The organism is Vibrio aquaticus, assembly GCF_003970385.1.
Lineage (GTDB): Bacteria > Pseudomonadota > Gammaproteobacteria > Enterobacterales > Vibrionaceae > Vibrio > Vibrio aquaticus.
In genome coordinates this window covers 450,738-475,163 of sequence record NZ_RXZH01000001.1, presented here as the reverse complement: position 1 = coordinate 475,163, position 24,426 = coordinate 450,738, and the positions used below count along the sequence as shown (strand labels likewise).

At 46.1% G+C, this 24,426-nt stretch carries 21 protein-coding genes; 6 read left to right on the top strand and 15 right to left on the bottom strand.

Going from position 1 to position 24,426, the window contains the following annotated elements:
* Positions 1-39: 39 nt before the first annotated feature.
* From EJ063_RS01935 to EJ063_RS01925, 3 genes are all read right to left on the bottom strand, one after another.
* Complete coding sequence (locus tag EJ063_RS01935) at positions 40-354, bottom strand: c-type cytochrome (protein ID WP_126572322.1); 315 nt, start codon at positions 352-354, stop codon at positions 40-42.
* A gap of 84 nt (positions 355-438) precedes the next feature.
* A complete protein-coding gene (gene ltaE / locus EJ063_RS01930) occupies positions 439-1,446 on the bottom strand; it encodes a low-specificity L-threonine aldolase (protein WP_126572321.1) in 1,008 nt (335 codons plus the stop codon).
* Positions 1,447-1,458: 12 nt separating this feature from the next.
* The gene (locus tag EJ063_RS01925) at positions 1,459-1,983 is read right to left on the bottom strand and encodes an NUDIX hydrolase (RefSeq protein ID WP_126572320.1); all 525 of its coding nucleotides are present in this window, start codon (positions 1,981-1,983) and stop codon (positions 1,459-1,461) included.
* Between the two features lie 273 nt (positions 1,984-2,256).
* Between EJ063_RS01925 and EJ063_RS01920 the strand changes: the two genes are divergently transcribed.
* Both EJ063_RS01920 and viaA read left to right on the top strand, forming a co-directional pair.
* Positions 2,257-3,918, top strand: coding sequence for an ATPase RavA domain-containing protein (locus EJ063_RS01920; protein WP_439333265.1), 1,662 nt, complete (start codon positions 2,257-2,259; stop codon positions 3,916-3,918).
* 9 nt (positions 3,919-3,927) lie between these two features.
* Positions 3,928-5,373 carry an ATPase RavA stimulator ViaA gene (gene viaA / locus EJ063_RS01915; RefSeq protein ID WP_126572318.1) on the top strand — a complete coding sequence of 482 codons (1,446 nt, stop codon included), beginning with the start codon at positions 3,928-3,930 and terminating at the stop codon, positions 5,371-5,373.
* Positions 5,374-5,419: 46 nt separating this feature from the next.
* On the opposite strand, the gene emrD is transcribed toward viaA, so the two are convergent.
* The 3 genes from emrD to EJ063_RS01900 form a co-directional block, all read right to left on the bottom strand.
* Positions 5,420-6,625 (bottom strand): multidrug efflux MFS transporter EmrD, encoded by a 1,206-nt coding sequence (emrD, locus tag EJ063_RS01910; protein WP_126572317.1) that lies wholly within the window; start codon positions 6,623-6,625, stop codon positions 5,420-5,422.
* 210 nt (positions 6,626-6,835) lie between these two features.
* On the bottom strand, positions 6,836-7,144 hold the full coding sequence (locus EJ063_RS01905; protein ID WP_126572316.1) for a DUF1289 domain-containing protein: 309 nt from the start codon (positions 7,142-7,144) through the stop codon (positions 6,836-6,838).
* A gap of 88 nt (positions 7,145-7,232) precedes the next feature.
* Positions 7,233-8,162: a DMT family transporter gene (locus EJ063_RS01900; RefSeq protein ID WP_208640349.1), complete on the bottom strand. Its 930-nt coding sequence runs from the start codon at positions 8,160-8,162 to the stop codon at positions 7,233-7,235.
* A 146-nt stretch (positions 8,163-8,308) separates the two neighbouring features.
* On the opposite strand from EJ063_RS01900, the gene EJ063_RS01895 reads away from it, so the two are divergent.
* Positions 8,309-8,779, top strand: a complete 471-nt coding sequence (locus EJ063_RS01895) for an Lrp/AsnC family transcriptional regulator (RefSeq protein WP_126572315.1) — start codon at positions 8,309-8,311, stop codon at positions 8,777-8,779.
* Here EJ063_RS01895 and EJ063_RS01890 read toward each other — a convergent pair.
* Together EJ063_RS01890 and EJ063_RS01885 are read right to left on the bottom strand one after the other, a co-directional pair.
* On the bottom strand, positions 8,776-9,822 hold the full coding sequence (locus tag EJ063_RS01890) for a GGDEF domain-containing protein (RefSeq protein WP_126572314.1): 1,047 nt from the start codon (positions 9,820-9,822) through the stop codon (positions 8,776-8,778). The two genes, EJ063_RS01895 and EJ063_RS01890, sit on opposite strands and share 4 nt — an antisense overlap.
* A 109-nt stretch (positions 9,823-9,931) precedes the next feature.
* Positions 9,932-10,408 (bottom strand): MarR family winged helix-turn-helix transcriptional regulator, encoded by a 477-nt coding sequence (locus tag EJ063_RS01885; protein WP_126572313.1) that lies wholly within the window; start codon positions 10,406-10,408, stop codon positions 9,932-9,934.
* A 363-nt stretch (positions 10,409-10,771) separates the two neighbouring features.
* Between EJ063_RS01885 and EJ063_RS01880 the strand changes: the two genes are divergently transcribed.
* Complete coding sequence (locus EJ063_RS01880; RefSeq protein WP_126572312.1) at positions 10,772-12,343, top strand: BCCT family transporter; 1,572 nt, start codon at positions 10,772-10,774, stop codon at positions 12,341-12,343.
* 90 nt (positions 12,344-12,433) lie between these two features.
* Here the strand turns inward: EJ063_RS01880 and EJ063_RS01875 are convergent, their stop codons facing one another.
* Positions 12,434-13,453: a DUF2955 domain-containing protein gene (locus EJ063_RS01875; protein WP_126572311.1), complete on the bottom strand. Its 1,020-nt coding sequence runs from the start codon at positions 13,451-13,453 to the stop codon at positions 12,434-12,436.
* A gap of 10 nt (positions 13,454-13,463) precedes the next feature.
* Positions 13,464-14,528 carry an HlyD family secretion protein gene (locus EJ063_RS01870; RefSeq protein WP_126572310.1) on the bottom strand — a complete coding sequence of 355 codons (1,065 nt, stop codon included), beginning with the start codon at positions 14,526-14,528 and terminating at the stop codon, positions 13,464-13,466.
* Positions 14,529-14,631: 103 nt separating this feature from the next.
* Here EJ063_RS01870 and EJ063_RS01865 point away from each other — a divergent pair, with 103 nt between their 5' ends.
* Together EJ063_RS01865 and EJ063_RS01860 are read left to right on the top strand one after the other, a co-directional pair.
* Entirely contained in the window at positions 14,632-15,492 is an 861-nt protein-coding gene (locus EJ063_RS01865; protein WP_126572309.1) for a LysR family transcriptional regulator, read from the top strand.
* A 152-nt stretch (positions 15,493-15,644) separates the two neighbouring features.
* Positions 15,645-16,922 carry a DEAD/DEAH box helicase gene (locus EJ063_RS01860; RefSeq protein WP_126572308.1) on the top strand — a complete coding sequence of 426 codons (1,278 nt, stop codon included), beginning with the start codon at positions 15,645-15,647 and terminating at the stop codon, positions 16,920-16,922.
* A 93-nt stretch (positions 16,923-17,015) separates the two neighbouring features.
* Here the strand turns inward: EJ063_RS01860 and EJ063_RS01855 are convergent, their stop codons facing one another.
* The 5 genes from EJ063_RS01855 to EJ063_RS01835 form a co-directional block, all read right to left on the bottom strand.
* The gene (locus EJ063_RS01855) at positions 17,016-17,735 is read right to left on the bottom strand and encodes a 3'-5' exonuclease (protein WP_126572307.1); all 720 of its coding nucleotides are present in this window, start codon (positions 17,733-17,735) and stop codon (positions 17,016-17,018) included.
* 7 nt (positions 17,736-17,742) lie between these two features.
* The gene (locus EJ063_RS01850; RefSeq protein WP_126572306.1) at positions 17,743-19,632 is read right to left on the bottom strand and encodes a DUF294 nucleotidyltransferase-like domain-containing protein; all 1,890 of its coding nucleotides are present in this window, start codon (positions 19,630-19,632) and stop codon (positions 17,743-17,745) included.
* 120 nt (positions 19,633-19,752) lie between these two features.
* Entirely contained in the window at positions 19,753-21,501 is a 1,749-nt protein-coding gene (locus tag EJ063_RS01845) for a formate--tetrahydrofolate ligase (RefSeq protein WP_126572305.1), read from the bottom strand.
* Between the two features lie 199 nt (positions 21,502-21,700).
* Positions 21,701-22,030 (bottom strand): ATPase, encoded by a 330-nt coding sequence (locus tag EJ063_RS01840; RefSeq protein ID WP_126572304.1) that lies wholly within the window; start codon positions 22,028-22,030, stop codon positions 21,701-21,703.
* Between the two features lie 15 nt (positions 22,031-22,045).
* On the bottom strand, positions 22,046-24,076 hold the full coding sequence (locus EJ063_RS01835; protein ID WP_126572303.1) for a S8 family serine peptidase: 2,031 nt from the start codon (positions 24,074-24,076) through the stop codon (positions 22,046-22,048).
* Positions 24,077-24,426: the final 350 nt, after the last annotated feature.

The following is a 24,426-nucleotide window of genomic DNA, read 5'->3' as shown; positions in this document are numbered from 1 at the left end:
CTGGAGTAACGATAGCTCCGGAGATGTCCGGAGCTATTACTACTGACTAGAAAAATACGCAGAAATGTCTTTTAAATCTTGATCGTTGAGTTTTGAAAGCTGTGCTTTCATCATGTCAGCGAGTGGACCTGTGCGATTGCCATCTTGATAATCTTTCATGGATTGAAACAGATACTGAGCATTTTGCCCTTTGATATGAGGATAAGTCGGGTTCGAAGCGATGCCGTCTTGGCCATGACAGAAGATACAGCTTGGCGCTTTTACCTTTCCGAGTTTGGCATCACCAAAATTAGGGTTAGCGAGCGAGACGCTTGAGAAGAGTGCGGCAGCAGCAAAAATGAATACACGAATCATTGAAAGTACCTGTTTACTATTAACAGGCGAAATAATAAAGCTTCCCCCTAGGGGAAGCTCAATGGTGTCAGATCAAGAAATGATTTAAGAGAGATGGGAAGCAAATTTCTCTGCGAAGCAAAGCACATCTTGCTCGCTGATGTCCTTGTGAGTGACAAAACGAATCGGGTTTCCTGGGCTGATAGTAATGCCATCTTGGTTAAGCTTTTCAGCAATCGCGTGGATATCAATTTGGCTATCAAGTTTAGCAAATACGATGTTAGTCTGAACAAACTCACTATTCACTTTCACGCCGGGTAGTTGATCTAGGCGCTCAGCGAGCAGCTTGGCATTTGCGTGGTCAACTTTCAGCTGGCCAACTTGTTCTGTCAGCGCCAACTTACCTGCAGCGGCTAAGATACCCGCTTGGCGCATACCGCCACCGACCATCTTACGTAGACGACGCGCTTTGGCGATAAAGGCTTTGTCACCGAGCAGCAATGAACCAATCGGAGCAGCAAGCCCTTTAGAAAGGCAGACGGTCATCGAATCGAAATACTGTGCGATCTCTTTAACATCGATATCAAGCGCAGCTGCGGCGTTGTATACACGAGCGCCATCAAGATGCAGTAACAAGCCATGCTCATCCACAAACTCTCGTGCCTGCGCAAGGTAGCTCATAGGTAGCACTTTGCCATTGATGGTGTTTTCTAAACTCAGTAACTTAGTGCGAGCAAAGTGGCTATCATCAGGTTTGATTGCTGCTTTTAGCTTACCAAGGTCAAGCGTACCATCAGGGTTATTCTCAATCGGTTGAGGTTGAATAGAGCCCAAAACGGCTGCCCCACCGGCTTCATACTTATAGTTATGCGCCTGCTGGCCACACAAATACTCATCACCACGTTCGCAATGGGCCATTAAGCCTAAAAGGTTGGCTTGCGTGCCGGATGTCGTAAATAGTGCCGCTTCAAAACCATGGCGTTCGGCAGTCCATTGCTCCAGTTCATTTACGGTTGGGTCATCACCATAAACATCATCACCAACCGGTGCTTCTGCCATTGCCTTACGCATGGCTTCTGTCGGTTTCGTTACCGTATCAGAACGAAAATCCATTATTACTCTCTCCTAAATATATCCGCACAGCTTTGCTTTACTTAAACATGCGATGGTTTTTGTATCTGTAATTTCGCCGTTAATGACTTTACTTTCAAGTTGTTCAACAGAGAGGGCTACCACTTCGATAACCTCATCGTCATCACAATCGTAACGGCGGGTCAAAGTCAGATCTTTGGCGACAAACAAATGTTGTATTTCATCACAAAATCCCGCCAGAGGTGTTACTTGGCCTAGAGATATCATGGTTTGTGCGCTGTAGCCAGTCTCTTCTTCAAGCTCTCTGTGCGCGCAGGCATCCACCTCTTCATCGCTTTCCAGTGTGCCGGCAGGTAGTTCCAATAACCATTTCTTAAGTGACGGTCTGAATTGATTGATGGTGATGATATTGCCGTTATCGTCAATCGGCAGAATCACGGCTGCGCCCGGGTGTGAAATGGTGGTGTGAGTAATGGTGTTGCCGTCTGGTAGTTGTACGTCTTCTTCAATAAGAGCAATACGTTTCCATGTATGTAGGGTTTTTATATTGGTATTCATTTTGACTTAATAGGCCCCAGAAATAGACAGGGACTACATTACAGACAATGCTTAAATAGATAAAGAGACAAGGTGAAGTGGGCGCATCGCAATAGGCAATGATAAGTGATGTTCATCTCAAAATTGCAAACATTGATTTCATCGCGTTACGGAAATATTCGTTCTGCTATAAATGCTTATCATATTTGAAATTGCACTTGTAACAAAGTAATAACAAATGTATAAACTCATTTATACGTACAGTGGTTTATAGGTAGGAGAGCGCAAGTAATGATGATTCAGAGTCGAGCTACTCACTCGCAAAAAGCGTTACTCTCTGAGAGAATAAATAAACTCGCGAAAGCCCTTTCTGATGGGGTTTACGAGCGAGAAGAAACAATCAAATTATGTCTACTCGCTGCCCTAGCGGGTGAAAGCGTTTTTCTATTAGGCCCCCCTGGCATTGCAAAAAGTTTGATTGCAAAACGTCTCATTCAAGCCTTCGATAATTCTTCTTACTTCGAATATTTAATGACGCGCTTCTCGACACCTGAAGAAGTGTTTGGTCCTTTAAGCATTCAAGAATTAAAAGATAACGGTCGATATGTTCGACTCACAGACGGTTATCTACCGACCGCACAAGTCGTATTCCTCGATGAGATCTGGAAAGCAGGCCCGGCAATTTTGAATACGCTGTTAACCGTCGTGAATGAGAAGACCTTTAAGAACGGTAGCGAAATTGAACGTGTGCCGATGCGCTTGTTGGTTTCTGCATCCAACGAGTTGCCCGATGAAGACAGCGGCTTAGATGCATTGTATGACCGTATGCTGGTGCGTGTGTTTGTAAACCGTATTCAAGATAAGCAGAACTTTAAGTCGATGCTTACCGTGGGCACTCCTCAAGAAGCCTCTATCCCTGAAGGATTAGCCATCACTGATCAAGAATATCACCAGTGGCAATCAGAACTGGAACAGCTTGAGCTAAGTGATGATGTGTTCGAAAAGCTTTATGAGCTCAAGACACTACTTGAAAACGCAGCGACCGCCGACAGTGGTCTCGATGCGTCTGATACCGAAATGTACGTGTCTGACCGTCGTTGGAAAAAGGCGGTGAAATTGCTTAAAGCGAGCGCGTACTTTAATGGCCGTGACTCGATTAACCCTCTCGATATCTTGTTACTTCAAGACTGTTTGTGGAACAGTCCTGAATCGCGTGACATTGTGCGTAAGGTCATTCGAGACTTTGCGCTAAAACATGCCTTTGATCAGCAAGATGTAGAACAACAAATTACCTTGTGTCGTGAGGAACTGAGCGATATTCAAGAAGAGCTAGAATCTGAGTTTGGCACCATGCTTTCAATGGAGTCGACGACTGGTCTGCTTAAAAAACAGATCCACAGCTACGATATTTCAGACGCGAAAAGCTACAAGGTAGGCAGTGCGTTTGATTTGATTAAGCTTGTGTTGTTGCAGAGTAATATGTCAGTGACTGAGTCTGAAAAAGGCGACAGTCGTTGGGTCTACGTGCCTAAGAATGAACTCGAACGTGTGATCAAAGAAGGTCATGGCGATGTTTACGGTTATGTGAACACCAATACCAACCTAGTTCGCCTTCGTTTCGATATGGACGCAGCCAATAATCTTGTTATCAAAGACATTGCCAACCGAGCTGTGTTGGTGACTATTGTGACCACTAAAGGCTTGGATGAGTCCCTCTACCAAGAATGGCTGACAAAATCTGAACAAGCAATGGCCCAACTTGAGCAGGCGGAGCACCATCTATTACGTGTTCGTTCTAACTTCCACGGTGCACTGCCGCATGGCTTTGTTGATCAAGAGTTGCCAAGAGCGATGGAGTCGAGCCTACAGAACTTACAGCAGGTTCTAGAAACAACCAAAGCGGAGTGCGAACGCACTGTCTTCCGTTTCAAAACCTTAGATCAATTCTTTGCGTAGGAGAGTGGAATGCTAGGTGCTGACGGACTTAACCTTGTATTAATGATCGCAGATTCAGGCATGATTGATTCTGCGGTCAATGATCTGATGGCACGTTCACAAATGATGGCGGTGACTGAAAACCGAGGGGTAAAAAGCTCGGTTAAAAACCATCTTCTGAAGTGGCGTGGTAGTGTTAAAAAACGCATCACCAAGGTCTGTGAGACCGAACGTTTCCAGCATGAACTCGCCCTATATCAAGAGGTCATTCACTGGAACGAAGCGGAATTTTTCGACAAAATTTCCGACATCATCAAGCAGTTAGAATGGCACTCTGCCTTCTACATGCAAGCTCGCCGCTTAATGGAGCAAAACAAAGGGTTAGAGAACCCGATGTTTCCGCACTATTTCTGTGACCAATGGTATCAAAGTTTATCAGATGCGATCCGACAAGCTCAGCTTACCGAGTTAGAAGCCAACAAAGAAAAAGCCCTTAAAGATCTCTATCAACGCATGGAAACCATGAAAAACATGGACAAAGTGACCGAGAGTGGCGATGAGGGCAGTGTGGGTCGATTATGGGATATGGCGTCTGCTCGACTCAGCAGAACAGACCTCACCGTGATGAAACGTCACGCTGAGTTTTTGGCGAAGAACAAAGGCTTGCAAGAAATTGCTGAAAAGCTTGGTCGCATGGCGAGCCAGGTCGATGATCCTGATTTGAACCGTGCACCAGTTGAAGAACCCCAAGTAGTGGAAGAGAAATCCGATCAAGCTACTGATGACATTGTTGGCATTCATGAAGGTGATGACCTTAACAAGCTGCTGCCTAACGAAACCATGTTCTTGGCCTACCCAGAGCTTGAAGTGGTGTTCTACAAACATTTAGTCGATAAACGTTTGATGAACTACAAGATGCAGGGTAAATCTCGCACGCTACGTAAAGTGAGTGCCCAAAAGCCAGACAATGCAAATGCGGATGTCGAAAAAGGGCCGTTTATCGTGTGTGTCGATGCCTCAGGCTCAATGAGCGGATTCCCAGAGCAATGCGCTAAGGCTATGGCGTATGCGTTAATGCAGATTGCATTGGCAGAAGATCGAGATTGTTACGTGATTCTGTTCTCGACTGAGCAGATTACCTATGAATTGACTAAGCAAGACGGCCTACGTGAAGCGAGTGACTTTTTGACTTACAGTTTCCACGGCGGTACCGATTTAGAGCCGGTACTGATGAAATCTATTGATTTGATGGGCGGAGACAAATACCGTAATGCGGATATGGTCGTCATTTCGGATTTTATCGCACCGAAGCAGTCGGAAGAAATGCTAGAGAAAGTCGCCCAACTTAAGGAAAGCAAAAACCGTTTCCATGCTATTAGCTTATCGAAATACGGTAACCCTGAGTTGATGTCGATGTTTGACCACAGTTGGTCGTATCACCCGAATTTAGTTGGTCGCTTAATGAAAAAATGGTAGAGCAACATGCTCTACCATTTTTTTTGGATTTTCTAAGAGCTACTGCTTAGTAAGCTAACGGCATCTCGTTTGAAGAATCTGGCGTGTGGTTCACACGGATCAAACCGAACATCGCAATCACTGACATCACCAGCATCAGAGCACCTAACGGCATTTGGTCAGGAGCAGGGATAAGAGATGCACCTAACGTCGCGAGACCAGCCCCTAAGTTCTGCATACCACCTAATACTGCGCCACCTGTGCCTGCATGGTACGGGAATGGAGACAATGCGCCTGTTGTCGCCGCAGGAAACAAGATACCTGCACCTAAGAAGTAAATCGTTGCACCACCAATCAGAGTCAGGGCATTGGTCTCACCAAATAAGCCCGGCACTAACACGACCACAGAACCCACCATAATGGCAACTAGGCCGACATTAAGAGCACTCTTCTCGTTACGTTTGGTGGCAATAAAGCTTGAAAGCGCTGCGCCGACTAAGTAACCCGGAATCGGCAATACAAACAGCAAGCTGACTGTCGTTGCAGGTAGCTTTAATACACCCCCTAGCAATACACCCGCTGCCGCTTCAAAGATCGCAATCCCTGAAAACGTCGCCACTAAGCAGATCAAGTAACCTTGAAAACGGCGATCGGATAAGACGTAACGGTAGCTGTGCGACACTTTCTCGTAGCGGCGTTTCTCTACGGGTAAGGTCTCTTTAAAGCTGGTCATCATAGTAATGACCACGGCAATGCCAAATAGCGCTAAGAACATGTAGCTAGAGCGCCAACCCAATGACTCAGTCAGGTAGCCACCTAATACTGGTGCGATCAGTGGTGAGAAGATCACACACATGCTGATTAAGCTGTTTACTTTATGTAACTCTGAGCCTTCAAACAGGTCGCGGGTTAAGGTGCGTGACATAGCGCCACCACAGCCAATACCTAGGCCTTGAATAAAGCTACCTACAAGAAACCACTCGTAACCGTGAGCAAACAACGTGACCAGCGTCCCTAAGATATAGATGAACAAGCCGACAATGATGATAGGTTTACGACCTAAGCGATCAGACAGTGGCCCATAAACGAACTGAGAAATACCGTAAGGGATCAGATAGCAGGCCATAACTGCTTGTAGCGCAGCGGGCGTAACCAGAAACTCACTCGCCATATAGCCGATAGAAGGCACATACATGGTTTGAGTCATTTGACCAACAGCAGTCAAAATCGCAATAAGAAACGTGAGTTTTACAATTTGTGAAGACGCAGACATCTTGGCGGCACCTAAGTATTAAACGCAAAAACAATTAGCTTTGTGAAAACAGAGCTAATTTGAAGATTTATAAAGGGAAGTTTCAGGCGCGAGATATTAGTGGGTGTTGAGGATGCTATCAACCAAAAAGTGTGATCTGAAGCAGGATAAAAATTTTGATTTTGGATTAGAAAAAGTAATCCAAAATCAAATCTATGGTTTGGGCGATATTTATGCGGTAGGGAGTGCAGTTAGGCACTTACGACATAGGCAGCTATCAGAGCTTGGTAAGTCAGACGTGTCGCGCTTTTCAATATTGAAACACCAACACGTTGATTTGCCTATGCTGATGTCACACTGCGCAGGTTGTCGGCAGTTAGGGCAGCTGTGAGTCGACTGTTTGGCGCTGATTCTTTCAATCGCTTGGTCACGCTCTTGATCGGTGTAGTGTCTCCAATTAGCAATTTCATCCATTGTTCTATGGCAGCCGCTACAAATACCATCGTTGTTCTTACAAGCTGCAATACAAGGTGTCTTCACTGTTATTTTCCAATCAATTGTCTAACCAGACCGCGACTATACCGTTATTGTTTGTCGACAGCAAAAGCAGAACAAGGTTGGGTCATTCCTACTGTTTCTCAAAAGTCGGAGGTTGGTAACTCAACGACTGATCTTGTTTCATAAACAGGTTGCTGGCGATAAGACTACCGAGGCCGATGATCAACAATGCACACCATACTACGGCACTGGGTTGCTCTGAAAAAGCGCTCATTGCCAAGAGTGTCGCAATCGCTGGCGTTGCTGCGCCAAAGGCCGCCGTTCGCTCTGCGCCCAGAACGGAGATGGCGTGAAGATAGGTAAACGCGGCCACTAATCCTGCTCCAACACCCTGCAACAACGTATGGCTGATCAACTCAGTTAAAGGCCACTTATCGTAAGGTTGAGAATACAAGTAGCTGTCTAAAGCCCCGCTTACAATGAGCAGTATCAGCATGAACGTGGAACACAATGAAACCAAACCCGACGCAACCAAAGGGTTGAGGTTAGAAACTCGAGCGCAAATAGTAAACGTTGCCCACATCATGCTGCCGGTTAAAAACAGCATGTGGCCATGCAGTAGAGTCAATGAAGCAGCCCCTAGGCTTTGACTTAGGAAAAGGCCAATACCGGTTACAACCAGCCCCAATCCAATGACACGATGGCGACTTAGGGGCTGTTTAAACAGTATCACTGCGATACCGGTAACAAACAGAGGTAGCGTTCCTGGGATCAGTGCACTGCCATCCGCGACAGGGGCCAAACGCATACCAGCACCCGCAACCAGTAAGTAGGGCAATCCGCTGCCGACAAATAGACCCAATAGGTAGCGCTTTGGAACCGCTAAAATGGAATGCCGAGCTTTATAGACAAGTGGGCATAGCAAAAGACACGGGATGATGAATCGTGTGAGGGCAATATCAGCGGTCATCAGATCAGAATGAGCGCCCCCGCGAAGGGAAAGAAAAAAACCTGACCAAAGTAACAAGGTGGCAATCATTGCCAAATATCCAGAAACCATATCCATACGTGAGCTAAGTTTTAATTATGATTATTATGGAGCGTATCTTGGGGTTAAATCTGGCAATATTGATTATCAAAATAAGTATTATTGATGAAATCAGCTAACATAGCTGAAAATTTTGATGGAATGTGACGGTACGAGATATGGATAGGATCGATAAACACATTTTACGCCTGCTTCAGCAAGACGCTCGCCAATCGACCGCAGACATTGCAGACAACGTCGGGTTATCGGCTTCGCCTTGTGCACGTCGTATTAAGCGATTGGAAGAGCTGGGGATTATCGCCAACTACCGAGCGAGCTTAAATAAAACGCTGATTGGTGTCGGCATGACGGTGTTTGTTGAAGTGAGCTTGAACAATCACCAAGCCAGCAGTATTGAAGACTTTGAACAAGCTATTCAAGAGATGGACGAAATCATCAGCTGTCACGTTGTATCAGGCGCTTATGATTACTTGCTTGAGGTCGTGAGCCACGATTTAGCTGGATATGAATCGTTTACAAGAAAACTGCAACGTTTGGATAATGTAAAGGATATTCACACTCACTTGGCGATACGTCAGGTCAAAGGGGAAGGTGAGCTTCCAATCTATTTGTCGCACCAAGCTAGCTAGCTCATTTTCTGTGTCACTTGGCGTGATTCCAGTTGGTCATCTAAGGCTGGGGTATAGACTGAGACTCGGTTACGCCCCAAATGTTTGGATTTGTATAACGCAAGATCAGCTCGTTTCATCCACTCTTTAATCTCTTCGAAGGTCTTGGATTCAGCGACCCCCGAACTGATGGTGACCGATTGCTGGTGCGCAAAGTTGACCATTCGAACTTGATTCGTGAGGTGATTCATTAGTCTCTCCGCCAATTTAAGATCTCGGTCTTGAATCAACAATAAGAACTCATCGCCACCTAAGCGAAAAAGCAACTCTTTGTCCGTAGTCACTGCCTTAATGGTTTTGACCGTATCGATAATCACCTTATCGCCAATGTCATGACCGTGGTCATCGTTCACTTGCTTGAAATTATCGATATCAATGATGGCAATGCAAGAGCAAGGGTACTGCGCAATGGTGCGCTCTAATGCGGCAGGCAATTCGTGTCGATTGTAGGTTCCAGTCATTGGATCTGTCACTGATAAGGAGCGGAGCTCTGCTTGCAAGTTTCTCACTGCCTTTACAACGACATGAACAATAATCGTGGTAACCACCAAGGATATCAGATAACGCAAAGTGACTTCCGGAGTTTGGTGCTGTAAAGCTGCGAGCGAAGAAAAGAGGATCATCGTTACGTTGGTGACTAAGGCTTCTCGTCGAGGTAACAGAAAGATGGTACTGATAACGATGGGGTAAAGCCAGTAGGTGGCGAGTGTGCCGAATACGTTGATGGCTAACACCGCAGACACGGTCAAGAGAGCAAGGGGAATGTAGTAGCTGAGGAGTGTTGTGCGATTAAGAATGATCGCTGAAATTTCAAGCAGTAATGAAATTTCGAATGCCAGTAAAACCGCTCCTAGCATGATTTCGTCGTTAAATATGTTGTTGATCCCTAATGGAATAAAGATCAATAGAGTGATTGAGGCGATGAGTTTTAAAACTTGCGTTTGTTGCTCTTGGCTGAGTATTGCATCTTGCTCTAGGCGTTGCACTGCTTTGCTTTTACCCATTAGCACACCCCTTTCTACCGCTTATTCAATATTATTGTTATAACAATAAAATTAAGCATAAAAAGGGGCTGGCGCAACTCTAGAGACAAGTGAGTTGTCTCAGATTTGATTATTCAGGCTTAGTAATGCTACCAAGCTCCAAAACAGGCGCTACATCGATGTCTTCGGCATTCATCATAGAAGAAATTCTCTGGACCGAAGAAAGCAATAAAGACTGCTCCCATTCCTCCAAGCGTTGGAACTTGGTGATGAAGCTTTGTTGGAGTGGTGTCGGCGCATCTTCCAAAAGAGCTTGGCCTTTTTCCGTCAGGTACGCGTGTACTTTACGCTTATCTTTGTTACTTCTGACACGTTGAACTAGACCATTTCGCTCTAGACGATCAAGGATCGTCGTGGCCGTTGCTTGACTCATGTTCGTATGGTCAGAGAGCTGACGGATAGTGACTTCGCCTAGCTCTCGAATTGAACGCATCAATATTAGCTGGGGTCCAGTTAATCCAGACTCTTTACTTAATTTTTTAGAGTGTAGATCGATCGCTCTGATAATTTGGCGAATCGAAATCAGGACTTCTTCGTGCTTTTCCAATGCGGTTCCCTAGTCGGTTGAGATAAGTAGGCGAAAATACATCAATTGAGTAATGAAAAAAAGCCTCAAACCTCACAAATAGCTATAACGTTGAGTTGTTAATTTTTGCTAGAGTGAGTGAAATGTTTCGTGCTCAAACAGTATTTTTAACTAAGCTTAGCGTATCTTGGTCGCTTTCTAGTCACAAGCGTAGGTCTTTGGCTAAAATATGACTAAAAAACAGCTTATTACTGGAACAATGTGACAATCAGCGTACAATATTGAGACGTGTGTCATGTGGTTTAGCTTAGAAATCATTTTTAACTCTAATGATTCGACTAATAACCTTGATACACAGACAGGAATAAATGCTAGAGAGGAATCATGACTAAAGGCATAGACAAGTACAGTATCGACAGTACCGATTACACTATCGGTCAAGATAACGTACAAAAATGGGGATTCGATGTGCACAACCCGGTATTTGGCTGGAGTGCAGGTCTAATTGCAGTATTCTTAATCGCTGTGTTGGTTATGGATGCCGAGTCTGCGAAAGCAACGCTAGATGGCATCAAGTGGCAAATTATCGGTAGCTTTGACTGGTTATTCATCTGGTCAGGCAACATCTTCGTTGTTTTCTGCTTAGCACTGATTGTATCGCCAATGGGCAAAATTCGCCTAGGCGGCACAGACGCAACCGCAGATTACTCTTATCTTTCTTGGCTCTCAATGTTGTTTGCTGCGGGTATGGGTATCGGCCTCATGTTCTGGAGTGTGGCAGAGCCAGTGGCTTACTTCACCGGTTGGTATGAAACGCCACTGGGTGTCGAAGCGAATACACCAGAAGCCGCTAAGCTTGCATTAGGTGCGACCATGTACCATTGGGGTCTCCACCCTTGGGCTATTTATGGTGTTGTTGCGCTGTCACTGGCTTTCTTTGCGTACAATAAAGGCTTACCTCTTTCTATTCGTTCGATTTTCTACCCAATCCTTGGCGATCGCGCTTGGGGCTGGGCGGGTCACATTGTTGATATTCTTGCGGTACTGGCGACGCTATTTGGTCTAGCAACGTCCTTGGGCTTAGGCGCACAGCAAGCAGCAAGTGGTATTCATCACGTGTTTGGTGTTGATGCTGGTCTTGGCTTGCAAATCACGGTCATTACTGTGGTCACACTACTTGCGGTTGTATCGGTACTTCGCGGTATCGATGGCGGCGTAAAAGTGATCAGTAACATCAACATGATTGTTGCGTTCTTACTGCTAATCCTTGTTGCTCTAATTGGCTACGCAATCGTCGTGGGCAACATCGGCACAACACTGATGGCTTACGTAGAAAACCTTATCCCTCTAAGTAACCCGCATGGTCGTGAAGATGAAGCTTGGTTCCAAGGTTGGACGGTATTCTACTGGGCGTGGTGGATTTCATGGTCACCATTCGTAGGTATGTTCATCGCTCGTGTTTCTAAAGGTCGCACGGTTCGTGAGTTCATCACTGCTGTTCTGCTTGTTCCTACTGCAGTGACGGTTCTTTGGATGTCAACGTTTGGTGGCATGGCGATCGATCAAGTGATGAATGGTGTTGGTCAGCTAGGTAACGAAGGTCTAACCGATATTTCACTGGCGATGTTCCAAATGTTTGATGTACTGCCATTTGGCTCAGTGCTGTCAATCATTGCGGTTGTACTAGTACTTGTATTCTTCATTACTTCTTCGGACTCGGGCTCGCTAGTTATCGATAGCATCACTGCTGGTGGTAAAGTTGATGCGCCAGTGATTCAACGTGTCTTCTGGGCATTTATGGAAGGTGCGATTGCGGTTGCACTACTGTGGATTGGTGGTTCTGAAGCAGTTCAAGCGCTACAAGCGGGTGCGATTTCAACGGCACTACCGTTTACTATTGTGCTGCTGTTAATGTGTGTAAGCCTACTAATGGGTATGCGTACAGAGCGCCGTTAATCAATTAATTGATTTGATATGTGAAAGCCAGTCAGTGAATGCTGACTGGCTTTTTTATTGTGTGTGTACTGCCATTTCTTTGGAGTAGGCTTAGTGTTGGGACACTTCAAACGATTGTTTGTGACTAAGTAAATACCAACGTATGCAGTGATGCACGACCCACATGACCAATGCTGTCACGGTTACTGCAACAAAAATGGAGCTGAATCGGTACAGAATGGAGAAGAACGCATCTTTCTGCTCAGGTACCAACGAGGTCGTTAGTGGCACGGCTAGAGCCGACATAGCTGAAAAAGCGATCGCCGCTTTAGCTTGGCCTTTAGTGAGCCACAAACAAAACGGCGCCATGGCAATGGTGACCGCTAACCAGAACAGTAATCCATGGCTGAACCAGTTGCCTAAGATAAGCTGAACCGCCATACCCGCAATACATCCTAACGCTGTTCCAATGATGCGAATCTTCGCCATTGCAAGCGAACCTGCCAAGGTCATCGGGGTCAGAATAATCAAGATCGATGCTTGCGCAGAGAGCGAGTCATAAAGATCGGCCACTTGGAACACGATAAAGGCGACCATCGCTACGACCCAGCCCATCGCCACTTGGCTAATGTAGTCGATGTCACTTTTGACGGGCGTACTCATCTCTTCTTGCACTGATTCTGATTTCGGTTCTGGGAACAACCAATATGCCAGCGCACAGACAACAATGTTACCGAGCGTAATGACCCATAGATTGACGTTAAACTCTTCAATATCAATAAAGTCGTAACTCGCAAAGTTAAGCACAATTGATCCAACAAGTAGACCCATATAGCCGAACAGATAAGTTTTTGGGTTCATCATTGCGATGCATTTGAACAGCATCATGATACCCACTGCCACCAGCATTAAGCTTGGATGAAACTGCAAGTATTCCAGTAAGAATGTCGCCTGTATGGTTGTCCAAATTGCTGATATGCACACCATCAGTAACATAGGCCAATGGAAATGGTTCATACGCCCTAGAACGAACAGCGGCAGCATCATAGCAAAGAACCCGTAAGACCAACCAAATAACATACTCAGGGCAAGGCCGCAGGAGCAGCCAAACCAGATTCGCATCGCTTTCATGCATTAACTCCTAATAGATGTAGTGGAACCAGCTCGCGATATGAATTTGCACTTGCGCCATAAAGTGCCAGAAAGGGTTGGTTTCTGGGTAGAGTACGACCGTAACACGAGAGCCAATAAACAGCGCTGAAGGCATCGGACTGTCTGAGTCTAGGTTTACCCGAGTACGCTGCGCGTCACGTACCCATCGGTTGTTCACTTCGACTTTGGTTAAGGCGCCATTGGGAGCCTGCTGAGCCGTCGACACGCCGTAATCTTGGCTATCAATGTTGAATGCGAACACATCGCCAGGGTACGCATCGAAGGCAACTAGGGCGTGATAACCCGTAGACACATTGGCCACGGATTTCTCACGAAAGTCAGCCGTAACCCACAAGGAATCTGTCGGGATAAAGGTCAAGATTGGCATATTGGTGTTGGCCATCGCACCAATTTCAAGTTGTAGATTGGTGATTACACCATCACTTGGCGCCACTACCTTAGTATTGGTCATGTCCAGTTGTGCTTTTTCTAGCGAGTTCTTAGCAATTTGTACGGCGGTGCTTTGACCGTGACCGTCACCCAGTTGTGCATCAATGACGTTTAAGCTTTGCTGCTCTGCTTTTAGGGCGGCTCTTGCCACTTGGTTCTGGGCAAAGGCAGAGTCCAAGTTGGATTGCGATATGACCTTCTGCTTGGACAAGGTCTGCAAACGAATGTACTCCCGATGTGCGTTGTCGTAGGTCGCTTTAGCGCGAGCGATATTGGCTAGCGCAGCTTCACGCTGTGAATAGAGCGTCGCTTCTTTCTCGTAGGCCGATTGAAGTGATAGCTCCGCTTGCTTGAGGGCTATTTGGTACTTGCGAGTATCGAGCTGGAACAGAGTGTCGCCCTTATTGACGGATTGGTTGTTGGTGACAAAGATGTCGGTCACTTTGCCTGACACTTCAGGCGCAATCTGAACCACGTAACCTTGAACTCGTCCTTCTGTCGTGATCGGCGCGTGACGGTCAGCGGTGGTAATGTACAAAAAGAGTACGATGAATAGGACAATGAGTGTTCTCATCCAATGTTTGAATTTTTGATCAGCCGTCATGCAAGGATTCCAGTGCTTATATTATTGAACTGAGAATTATAGAGAAGCGAGTCACATTTCTGTAGAATGCGAAGATGACCATAAGAGACCTAAAAGTAGGACAATGAACGTTAGCTTAGATGACATAAATTTGTTTAGCCAAACGGTGATTCATGGTGGGATCAGTGCTGCCGCAACCGCGAATAATATGCAGCGTTCCAAGGTGAGTCGGCGTCTACAAGAGCTCGAAAAAGCATTAGGCTGCCCATTGTTAATCCGCACAACACGATCGATTGAATTGACTGAACAAGGCACACGGCTATTTGAATTGATCGAAAAGCCTGTTGAGCAGCTGCGCCAAGGGTTGAGAGTGATGAAAGAGCACCAAAGTGATCACTCAGGAAAAGTCCGATTGGCGATCCCGTCGGCCCTAATGAGCTCGGCCGCTTTTAACGCTATCATTACCGAATATACTCAACGGTTCCCCGACATTTCTGTGGAAATAGAGAATCACCAAGAGAGTGTTGACCTTAAGCGACAAGCTTTTGATCTTCAGTTACTGCCGAGCGTGGTCAAAGTGACTGATGATAGCTATGTCCAGTTTAGCTTGCTGCCTTATCGTAGTCACTTTGTCGCATCCCAAAGCTATTTAGCCTCACACCCTAAGATTGAAACGGTTGAGGACTTGAAACAGCACCGTTTGCTGACCAACCGATACAACGTCGCACTTCTAGACGAAGATCTTCGTGTTGCTCTTCGATCCGATGACTTGAATTTACTTCGATCTATGGCGATGGCGGGGAATGGCGTTGCATTGTTGCCACAAGTTCACTCTATGCCAGCGTTGAAGGAGGGGAGCCTAGTTGAAGTGCTGCCAGATTTCTCTCATCCTAAGCAGCATTTAACATTGGTTTACCCATCAGCGATGTTTTTGCCAAAGAAAGTGAAGTTGCTGATTGATATATTTCGTGTGCATTTTCAGTGAGTGGGGCAGTAAATCGGCATAATCGAGGATAGATTTGTTGCTATATGGGCTGAAAATGAAAATAAGTCCCCAATGATCACATTATTGCTCTATAATCTGCCACCGTCATTTTGGTTATGCTTTGTATTAGCCGTTAGCTTTAGGAACAAAATATGTCATTCGCATCACAAAACTTTTCTCCAGAAATCGTGAAAGCTCTTACAGAGTGTGGTTATGAGAAACTGACTCCGGTACAACAAAAGGCAATCCCTTTTGCTCGTCGTGGTCATGACATTCTAGCTAATGCGCAAACCGGTACAGGTAAAACAGCAGCGTTTGCTCTGCCTATCATCCAAAACATTCTTGATAACGCTAAGCCACAGCAACGCCGTCAGGCTCGCGCTGTTATTCTTGCGCCAACGCGAGAGCTTGCTGCGCAGATCGCCGCTAACATTCAAGACTACACCAAATACACAGCGGTTAAGACGATCGCGATTTACGGTGGCACGAAAATGTCATCTCAAGAGAAAGTGTTGGATTCGGGTGTTGATATCCTAGTTGCGACGCCAGGTCGTCTCATTGAGCACATGGACCTTAATAACGTTTCACTGGTTAACCTAGAGTTCTTAGTGTTTGATGAAGCTGACCGTATGTTAGATATGGGCTTTATCAACGCAATTGAAAGCATCATGGCGGGTGTGGCAACCAAACCTCAAACTATGCTGTTCTCAGCGACTTTCTCAGCGCAAATGAACACGTTGGCGGGTAAAATCCTACGTCAACCAAAGCGTGTTTCTGTTGCTCGTGAAAACGTGACGGCTGATACCATTGCACACGTGGTTTACCCTGTTGAACAAGAGCGTAAACGTGAGCTACTTTCAGAGCTAATTGGCCGCAAGAACTGGCAACAAGTGCTGGTATTTGTGAACTACAAAGAGACAGCAAACGAACTAGTAAAAGAACTTAAGCTCGATGGTATTAAAGCGGTATTGTGTCACGGTGATAAAGCGCAGAGTGCTCGTCGCCGTGCGCTGGACGAGTTTAAATCAGGTAAAGCGCGTGTGATGATTGCAACGGACGTTGCTGCTCGTGGTCTTGATATCCAAAACCTACCGCACGTAGTGAACTTTGATATGCCATTCCTAGCGGAAGATTACGTTCATCGCATCGGTCGTACTGGTCGTGCTGGTCAACGTGGTAACGCGGTATCATTTGTTAACCGTGACGAAGAACTAACACTTCAGCAAGTTGAGACTCTAATTGGTCAGCGTATTTACCGCAAAGAGTTAGAGGGCTACGAGCCAAAGAACCGTGCCGCACTACTGGAAAAAATGCACTCTAAGCCAGCGTTTAAAAACCGCAGAACGCGTCAAAACAACCCAAGTGATTCAAACCAAGGTGATGCCGAGCGCCGTTCTCGTCTACGCCGTATGATTCGCGCGAAGAAGTAACCGATTCAAACTTACGAAAAAGGAGCCGAGTATGGCTCCTTTTTTACTGGCTAGCTCTTTAAGAACTGATGGTTTACTAGCTCAATTGAGAAGCTAAATCCAAAGCTTACCAATTGGCATGGTGCGATCGTAGTGGTGAGCGATCTGCGCTTGAAGCAGCTCGGCGGTCGCGACTGCATCGGTTAACGCGTGGTGCGGCGTATAAGGTGGCAGGCCGTAGCGTGAACGGCTAGCGCCTAAACGTACCGACTCTGGCTTTTTGCCGAAGACTTTGTTGATGAAGCCACCACGTTGCTTATTTTGCACCGTTGTTTCGATGTGCATGGTGTCAACGACTGGGAACTCAATCCCTTCTTTGATTCGAGTTTGCAGTGCTTTATCAAAGAACTCTCGCTCAATACGTTGATAGTGAACCACCATGATCTTTCCGGCCATTTGCTCTAACACTTCAGCATAGATCCCAGAGAGATCCGGCGCATCCAACACATCTGAGTGAGTTATGCCGTGAATCACGACCGACTCTTCCGCAAGTTGCTTACGAGGTCTTACCGTCCAGTGGTGCGCTTGATTGATGAAAATACGGTTCAGATTAAACGGCACCGTACCAATGGTAATGATGTCTTCGTTGTCTGAATCTAACCCTGTCGTCTCAAAATCCATCGCTAAGAACGTCACGTCTTCAAGCGGTGTACTTGGATCGGGAACGCCAGCGTTGTAGTACTCTTTCAATTTAGCGTCTGCAACCACATCAAGCTTTCGGCTAAATTTCTTTGGCCAATCGATGGAAGGAGGCGACATTAATCGTTGAATCATCGTGGCCTCACTTAAAGTTGTTGCTAGCTTGGTAGCGGAACTTTAAGAAGTTCTGCGCGTTACTTAAGATTTGGAACGCATCCTTGAGGTTACGGCGCTCAAAATCTGACAAGTTTTCTGGCTCGATATTGTTATCTGGGTCGATTTCGTTCTCGACATCTAGCGCTTGGTGTCGAATACGTACCATTGAGATAAACTCAAGTGCATCGCTCAAATCACGCGCTTTCCCTTTCGGTAGAATACCCGCTTCATGAATGTCATCTAAACGTTCAAATGAGTTCTTAGAGCGAGAGCCCACCGCCAGTGCGTGAACACGTATCAAGTCAGCCAGTGGGGCAGTCCCACGACGTTTCAAGTTAATAGAGTTTTTGTGCTGGCCATCTTTCTCCATCACAAAATCTTTAAAGAAGCCCAGTGGCGGTGTACGGTTCATCGCATTACGCGCCAAGCAAGCTAAGAAGCGATTGTTTTTACGAGCGCGGCGTACAATAAAGCCGTTAAGTTGCTCGGCCCATTTCAGTCGGCCGTAAACCCCATCTAAGTCGAAGAAAATCGAGGCGTTGAGTAGCGCTTTCGGGTTTGGGTTATCGATCCAATCAGCAAAGCACTCTTCCCACTCGGAACGGGTCATACGCCAGTCAGGGTTGGTCGCCATAATATCGCCGGTACAGTAGGTGTAACCACACTTATCAAGGCCATCACATACGCGCTTTGAAAGCTCAACAAAGTAAGAGTCATGCTCTTCTTTGACGAAGGTATTATCAAGGATGATGGCGTTGTCTTGGTCGGTTACGAGCAGCTGCTCATCACGGCCCATAGAGCCTAATGCAACAAAACAGTATGGAACGGGTGGCTCGCCAAGTTCTTCTTCAGCCAGCTCAATAATACGTTGCTTGAAGCTACGGCCAATTACCGACATCGCACTGCCGACCATGTGTGAGTTGGCGTCTTCGTTGACCAAGCGAACGAAGCTGTCTTTAACCTGTTCAGATAAGGCTGCCAGTTCTTCTACGGTTTGTTGTTGGAAGATACTGCTCACCAATAGCAGCGAGTTTTGTGATTCGTAGCGAACAATGTCCGTGGCTTCGATGATGCCAATCGGCTGCTTGTCTTTTAGGACTGGTAGGTGGTGTACGTTGTAGCGCAGCATGGTCAGCATGGCTTCATACACATAAGCGTTGTGATCGAGCGAAATAAGCTCCGTGGTCATCACGCTCGATACATCATCACTTGGATCTAAGCCTTGCGCCAGAACGCGAGTACATAAATCTCGGTCAGTAATGATGCCCACAAGTGGCGAGTTATCGTGCTCGTCGTCCTCTTCCACTTCTGGGTCAATGATCAGCAAAGAAGAGACATTCTCTTCGGCCATTTTAATTGCCGCACTTTGGATCGACTCGCCTTTATGGATGGTTGGCGCCTCTGAAGTAAGAAGAGTTCGTACTTTGGAGGTGGTCAGATCGTTTTGCTCGTTACTGTTGGAGACAGTTTGGCGTAGACGGGCGTTATCTTCTACTTCCACGAAGTCGGCAAAGGCTTCATGGTTGTCGTACAGCTCTTGGAAGACATCTTGAGGAATGCAGTAAAGCAGGCTGTCTTTGATCGCTTTAGCTGGAAATCGAACTTTGTTGCTGGTTAGCAGGCCCATTTGGCCGAACAGTGCCCCTTCATCAAGGCGGTTATAGAGTTCACCTTTACGTCGATAGACTTCAATAACCCCGCTTCTTACCATGTATAGGTCGTGAATTTCGTCACCAAAGTGAATGACAGGGGTGTCTTCACGATAGTAAGAGATCTCGACATGTTTGGTCACATAGTTAAGGGTTTCGTCTTCGAGTTCATCAAAAGGAGGATGTTGGGAGAGGAAATTCTTTATTTCCAGTAGCTCTGCTTCCATGAAAGATCCGGTTCTGAGAGAGTGTTCTCTTAATGGTACATGATATTGGATCTAACTTCATGGCTTGAGCGCCTGTAGAACAAAAAAGAGGCCAAGTCTGACTCGGCCTCTGAAAATGAATTAGCTTAAGCCGATGATATTGCCGTCTTCATCAATGTCTAAGTTCATAAACGCAGGCTTGTCTGGCAGACCCGGCATAGTCATCACATTGCCGCACAAGGCATAGATGAAACCGGCACCTGCACACAGTTTCAATTCACGGATCTCGACATCGAAACCGCTTGGGGCACCTTTGATGCTGCCATCGGTTGAGATCGACAGCGGCGTTTTTGCCATGCAAACAGCTAGATTGTCAAAGCCTTGGTCCTTAAAACGTTTCAGCTGAGTTTTGGCTTGTTCACTTAATGTTAGTGTCGCAGCGCCGTAACCAACTTCGGCCACAGCCATGAGCTTCTCTTCGATGGATTGCTCTAAGCGATACAACGGCTTGAACTGACTTGGCTTGTTCGTCTGAGTAACGACTTTCTCTGCAAGTGAAAGCGTGCCGTCACCTCCGTGAGCAAAACCTTCGCTGATCGCTACTTCGACATCCGAGGGTAGGGCTTCAATCCATTCTTTGAGCGTGTGAAGCTCTTGCTCGCTGTCTTGTGGGAAACGATTAATCGCGACAACGGCAGGAACGCCATATTGAGTGACGTTATCAATGTGCCATTTCAGATTTTCAAACCCAGCTTTTAGAGCATGAGAGTCTTCCTCAAACAGCGAGTCAGGGATCGCTTGACCTGGTTTCAAATCATAAAGGCCAGAGTTGGCTTTTAATCCTCTCAATGTTGCCACGATAACAGCGCAATCCGGTGCTTTCTCAGACATTTGAGCTTTGATGTTACAGGCTTTCTCAAACCCCATGTCTGAGCCAAAACCGCCTTCGGTAACAGTGTAGTCAACCAGCTTGGTGGCGATGTCATCTGCGATAATGGAAGAGTTACCATGAGCAATATTGGCAAACGGCCCCGCATGGATAAGAGTAGGGACGCCCTCCAGAGTCTGCATCAAGGTTGGCTCAATCGCTTCTTTCATGCTGACGGCCATTGCACCAGCTACTTGAAGATCTTCTGTGGTAATCGGGTTTCCGTTCAGATCATAAGCAACGACAATTTTACCGATGCGTTGGCGTAAATCTTTCAGATCTTTTGCTAGCGCTAAGATAGCCATCAGTTCTGACGCTGCCGAAATATCAAAACCGTCTTCACGCTGGTAGCCGTTAATGGTTTTACCCGCTTCATTTTGACCAACAGTGACCATGCGTAAGGCTCGGTCGTTATGATCCATGACGCGTTTCCACACCACAGATTGAGGGTCGATCTTAAGTGCTTTTAGCCCACAACGTTGTTCAAATTCTTGATATCCGCCACGCTGCTCGTGATAAATACGAGCATCAATCGCCGCGGCTGCAAGGTTGTGCGCTGCGGTCACTGCGTGAATATCACCAGTGAGGTGCAGGTTAAGCTCTTCCATTGGAGCGACTTGAGAATACCCACCACCCGCAGCACCGCCTTTAACGCCAAAGACTGGTCCCATTGATGGCTGACGAATACAAGCCATGACTGACTGATTGAGTTTTGCTAAGCCTTGCGCAAGGCCGATAGTGGTGACGGTTTTTCCCTCACCCAGCGGCGTTGGCGTGATCGCTGTGACAACAATGAGTTTACCCGCTGTATTGCCCTCTAGACGCTTGAGGCTAGATAGTTTCACTTTGGCTTTATGCAGACCTTGGCTGGTGTACTCATGGGCTTCAAGCCCAATATGTTGAGCGACATCAGCAATGGGCTGTAATGGAGTGTTTCGACAGATTTCAATATCAGACAGCATAAAACCCTCAAAGTGGACGTGTTTTAAGTTAAGCAAACGTTTGCTTGCGGATAATAGACATAAATTTGTTGTTGTAAAGCAGGAATGGTGGTCAAACGTAGTATGCGGGGGATTATACGTTGTACACCTGATCGAAATCAAAACATTACAGAGGGTAGAGCAATTGAAAAAAAGGCGAACGCAATGTTCGCCTTTACGATTACTGAGACAATAGATTTCTTATTGGCACGGGTTCGGTGTATTCAATAGGTGAGCCGTGAACGAGCGCTTTAACTTGTTTAAGATCTCCTTCGACAACCAGTACCTGATCTTTTGGTAGCTCATCAACGATGTTAAGGCCTGCTTGAGTGATAAGCATACGGGCTTCATGCTCTTGACCATCAAGGTATTTCACAAAGTATCGCGATGGTGCTTGCTCTAGGTTTTCTTCTTTGTTGCCTGGAAAAGAAAAACCTTGGCTATTCGCGAATACTGAGCCAGTTATACCAACCAAAAGCAGCACTGAACATAGGATGAATTTATTGACCATAGAGATTCTTACTCCTTAAGGAAAAGTAAGTGACCATCGATTAATTGTGCCGACATCTCGTCTTGCGCTATCAACGGCTTTTAGCTGCCAAGCTCCCTCAGATACAAAGCCTGTGAAATCAACTTGATAACTATTCTGGATGTTGTTGGCGCTGCCACCAGTATTGTCGTGTAGGACGACTTGTCCACCTTCTGGAGATATGAGTGTAATTTTCAGATCTCCAATGTAGGTATGACTGATATCGATGGAAACAGTGACTACACCGGAATCGCCAATACGATCGACATAAAGGTCGCTGGTTACACCACGTCTATTGTTATCTGGAATGGAAACCGCGCTATCGTTAACAAAGCTATCAGTGGCACCACCACCGTTGCCGTTACCTTCACAACCAAATTGGTTTAGGTAATCAACCGCTGCATCACTGTCGACCAAACCATGACCCGTTCGATTATCGCGTCCTGAGATGTCAATGTCGACTGCGGTTTCTGTCAGCGCACTGCGTATTTGCGTTGCAGTACAACTTGGGTGGTAACTCCATACTAAACCAGCAACACCGGCAACATGCGGGGTCGCCATGGAAGTGCCGTTGTAATATTCGTAGTCTTCACCAAGGGTAGTGGAAACCGATATTTCCTGTCCAGAATAGGCGAGAAGCTGTTGGCCAAACTCACGATCAACGGTGACCGATAGCATGCGTGCGCTATCGTTGGTGTCGACAAGGAAAGGATTTTGTAGTCCAGGCAACTCGTTGTTACTGTAAACAATAGTCGCTCGCGCACCTGAGTCAAAACAAGCTTGCACGGCATCGATTTCCGGATAGCTACCTGAACCTTGGTTTCCAACACGTTCAACCAAACAAATTTTGTCGGTCATATCACCACAGTTAAAGCTTCCACTAGTGTTATCGCACACACCTAGTGGTGCCGTCACTGAGCCTGAAATCGGTTCTGATTGATAGCTCCCTGAACGCTGGACTAAGCGATTGTGTGGGACGATACCAATATCAAACTGGCTGATGCCGTCAAGCTTGATATCAGAGAGTTTACCCTCGCCAACAGTCACCGTTGATAGGATGGCGACACCGGGGCCCGATATTTCGACCTGATCGGTGGCTTGAGAAAACGCCGCATGGTCATTGTTGTTATCTGTCGCCGCAACTGACATGACTGAATCGTAAGACGCAGGGTAGCTATGTGCGGTATTACCATCGTTACCAGCCGCCGCAATCAGCAGGACACCTTGGTCATAGATACGTTGCAGTGCCGTCTTCTCGGTCACGCTCGACTGACTGCCACCTAGGCTCATGTTAACCACATTCGCACCATTGTCAGCACAGATTTGGATTGCTTTAACCAAACTCGATGAGTAACCCCAGCCTGACTCATTAAACACTTTCACGATGTGCAAGTTTACATTTTGATTCGGCATCACACCCTTGATGCCCTCGTTGTTAGCGATGGCCGCAATTGTGCCTGCTACATGAGTACCGTGTGCATTGTTGTTACCCGGTGAACTCCATGAACCTGTACCATTATCGTTAGTACCCGTGACTCTGTTCCCACTTAAATCGTTGTGCGATAAGTCGTAACCCGAATCAATGATACAAACCGTGCGATTACCTGCGTTTGAGTCGTCCAGTAATTGCGCATTGACGGCAGTAAAGCCCCAAGGGACAGTTTCACTCAATAGGTATCGAGGTGGATCTACCTCCACATATTCAACGTCACTTCGGTTACTCAGTTGAGTTACGTTCGCTGAGTCGATTTCGATACTGTATATCGATTGGTCACCTAGTTTTTCTACTTTGTTAGCGTCAAGTTGTTCTAACACTGACTCTTGCACGATTCGAGGACCGTAAAACGGGCTACGACTCATAGCTGATGGAGTAGAAGGATCTTCTTTGAACTTAACGATGTACTTCGTTGGTAGTTTGGATTCATCGAACCCTGATAAAGAAGCGTAAGCTGACGTTGGTAGTGTTACCGCTACCGCAACAGCAGTAGTGGAAAACAAGCCTTTTATTGTATTTGTTATGTGATGCATTTTGTCTTATTCCTTTTGAGACAATTCTATTCACTTGTTGTTAATTAATTCTCATTTTATAAAACTTAAACGAGCAACATAGCTATGATCACTTGTTGGTAAATGCCAATATATTTGTGTCCTGAATGTATTGAAATGAACAAAAGATCAGCAAATAAACACATTTTGTTAACACAAGGTTTGTTTAAATATCCTTATAAAGCAATTACTTAATAGTGTTTAATCGCATTGTTAGTTAATTAATTTGAGTAAATATTCTATTTTTAGAGTAAAAGAACGATATTTACTAAATCTATTGAAAGTCGATCTTGGTTACAAAGCTGATAGATAGAAGGCGTGGATAATTGACG

Excerpts from the sequence above, each read along its gene's own strand:
- EJ063_RS01935 (WP_126572322.1), bottom strand. The coding sequence starts at position 354 with ATGATTCGTGTATTCATTTTTGCTGCTGCCGCACTCTTCTCAAGCGTC.
- ltaE (WP_126572321.1), bottom strand. The coding sequence starts at position 1,446 with ATGGATTTTCGTTCTGATACGGTAACGAAACCGACAGAAGCCATGCGT.
- EJ063_RS01925 (WP_126572320.1), bottom strand. The coding sequence starts at position 1,983 with ATGAATACCAATATAAAAACCCTACATACATGGAAACGTATTGCTCTT.
- EJ063_RS01920 (WP_439333265.1), top strand. The coding sequence starts at position 2,257 with ATGATTCAGAGTCGAGCTACTCACTCGCAAAAAGCGTTACTCTCTGAG.
- viaA (WP_126572318.1), top strand. The coding sequence starts at position 3,928 with ATGCTAGGTGCTGACGGACTTAACCTTGTATTAATGATCGCAGATTCA.
- emrD (WP_126572317.1), bottom strand. The coding sequence starts at position 6,625 with ATGTCTGCGTCTTCACAAATTGTAAAACTCACGTTTCTTATTGCGATT.
- EJ063_RS01900 (WP_208640349.1), bottom strand. The coding sequence starts at position 8,162 with ATGGTTTCTGGATATTTGGCAATGATTGCCACCTTGTTACTTTGGTCA.
- EJ063_RS01895 (WP_126572315.1), top strand. The coding sequence starts at position 8,309 with ATGGATAGGATCGATAAACACATTTTACGCCTGCTTCAGCAAGACGCT.
- EJ063_RS01890 (WP_126572314.1), bottom strand. The coding sequence starts at position 9,822 with ATGGGTAAAAGCAAAGCAGTGCAACGCCTAGAGCAAGATGCAATACTC.
- EJ063_RS01880 (WP_126572312.1), top strand. The coding sequence starts at position 10,772 with ATGACTAAAGGCATAGACAAGTACAGTATCGACAGTACCGATTACACT.
- EJ063_RS01875 (WP_126572311.1), bottom strand. The coding sequence starts at position 13,453 with ATGAAAGCGATGCGAATCTGGTTTGGCTGCTCCTGCGGCCTTGCCCTG.
- EJ063_RS01870 (WP_126572310.1), bottom strand. The coding sequence starts at position 14,528 with ATGACGGCTGATCAAAAATTCAAACATTGGATGAGAACACTCATTGTC.
- EJ063_RS01865 (WP_126572309.1), top strand. The coding sequence starts at position 14,632 with ATGAACGTTAGCTTAGATGACATAAATTTGTTTAGCCAAACGGTGATT.
- EJ063_RS01860 (WP_126572308.1), top strand. The coding sequence starts at position 15,645 with ATGTCATTCGCATCACAAAACTTTTCTCCAGAAATCGTGAAAGCTCTT.
- EJ063_RS01855 (WP_126572307.1), bottom strand. The coding sequence starts at position 17,735 with ATGATTCAACGATTAATGTCGCCTCCTTCCATCGATTGGCCAAAGAAA.
- EJ063_RS01850 (WP_126572306.1), bottom strand. The coding sequence starts at position 19,632 with ATGGAAGCAGAGCTACTGGAAATAAAGAATTTCCTCTCCCAACATCCT.
- EJ063_RS01845 (WP_126572305.1), bottom strand. The coding sequence starts at position 21,501 with ATGCTGTCTGATATTGAAATCTGTCGAAACACTCCATTACAGCCCATT.
- EJ063_RS01840 (WP_126572304.1), bottom strand. The coding sequence starts at position 22,030 with ATGGTCAATAAATTCATCCTATGTTCAGTGCTGCTTTTGGTTGGTATA.
- EJ063_RS01835 (WP_126572303.1), bottom strand. The coding sequence starts at position 24,076 with ATGCATCACATAACAAATACAATAAAAGGCTTGTTTTCCACTACTGCT.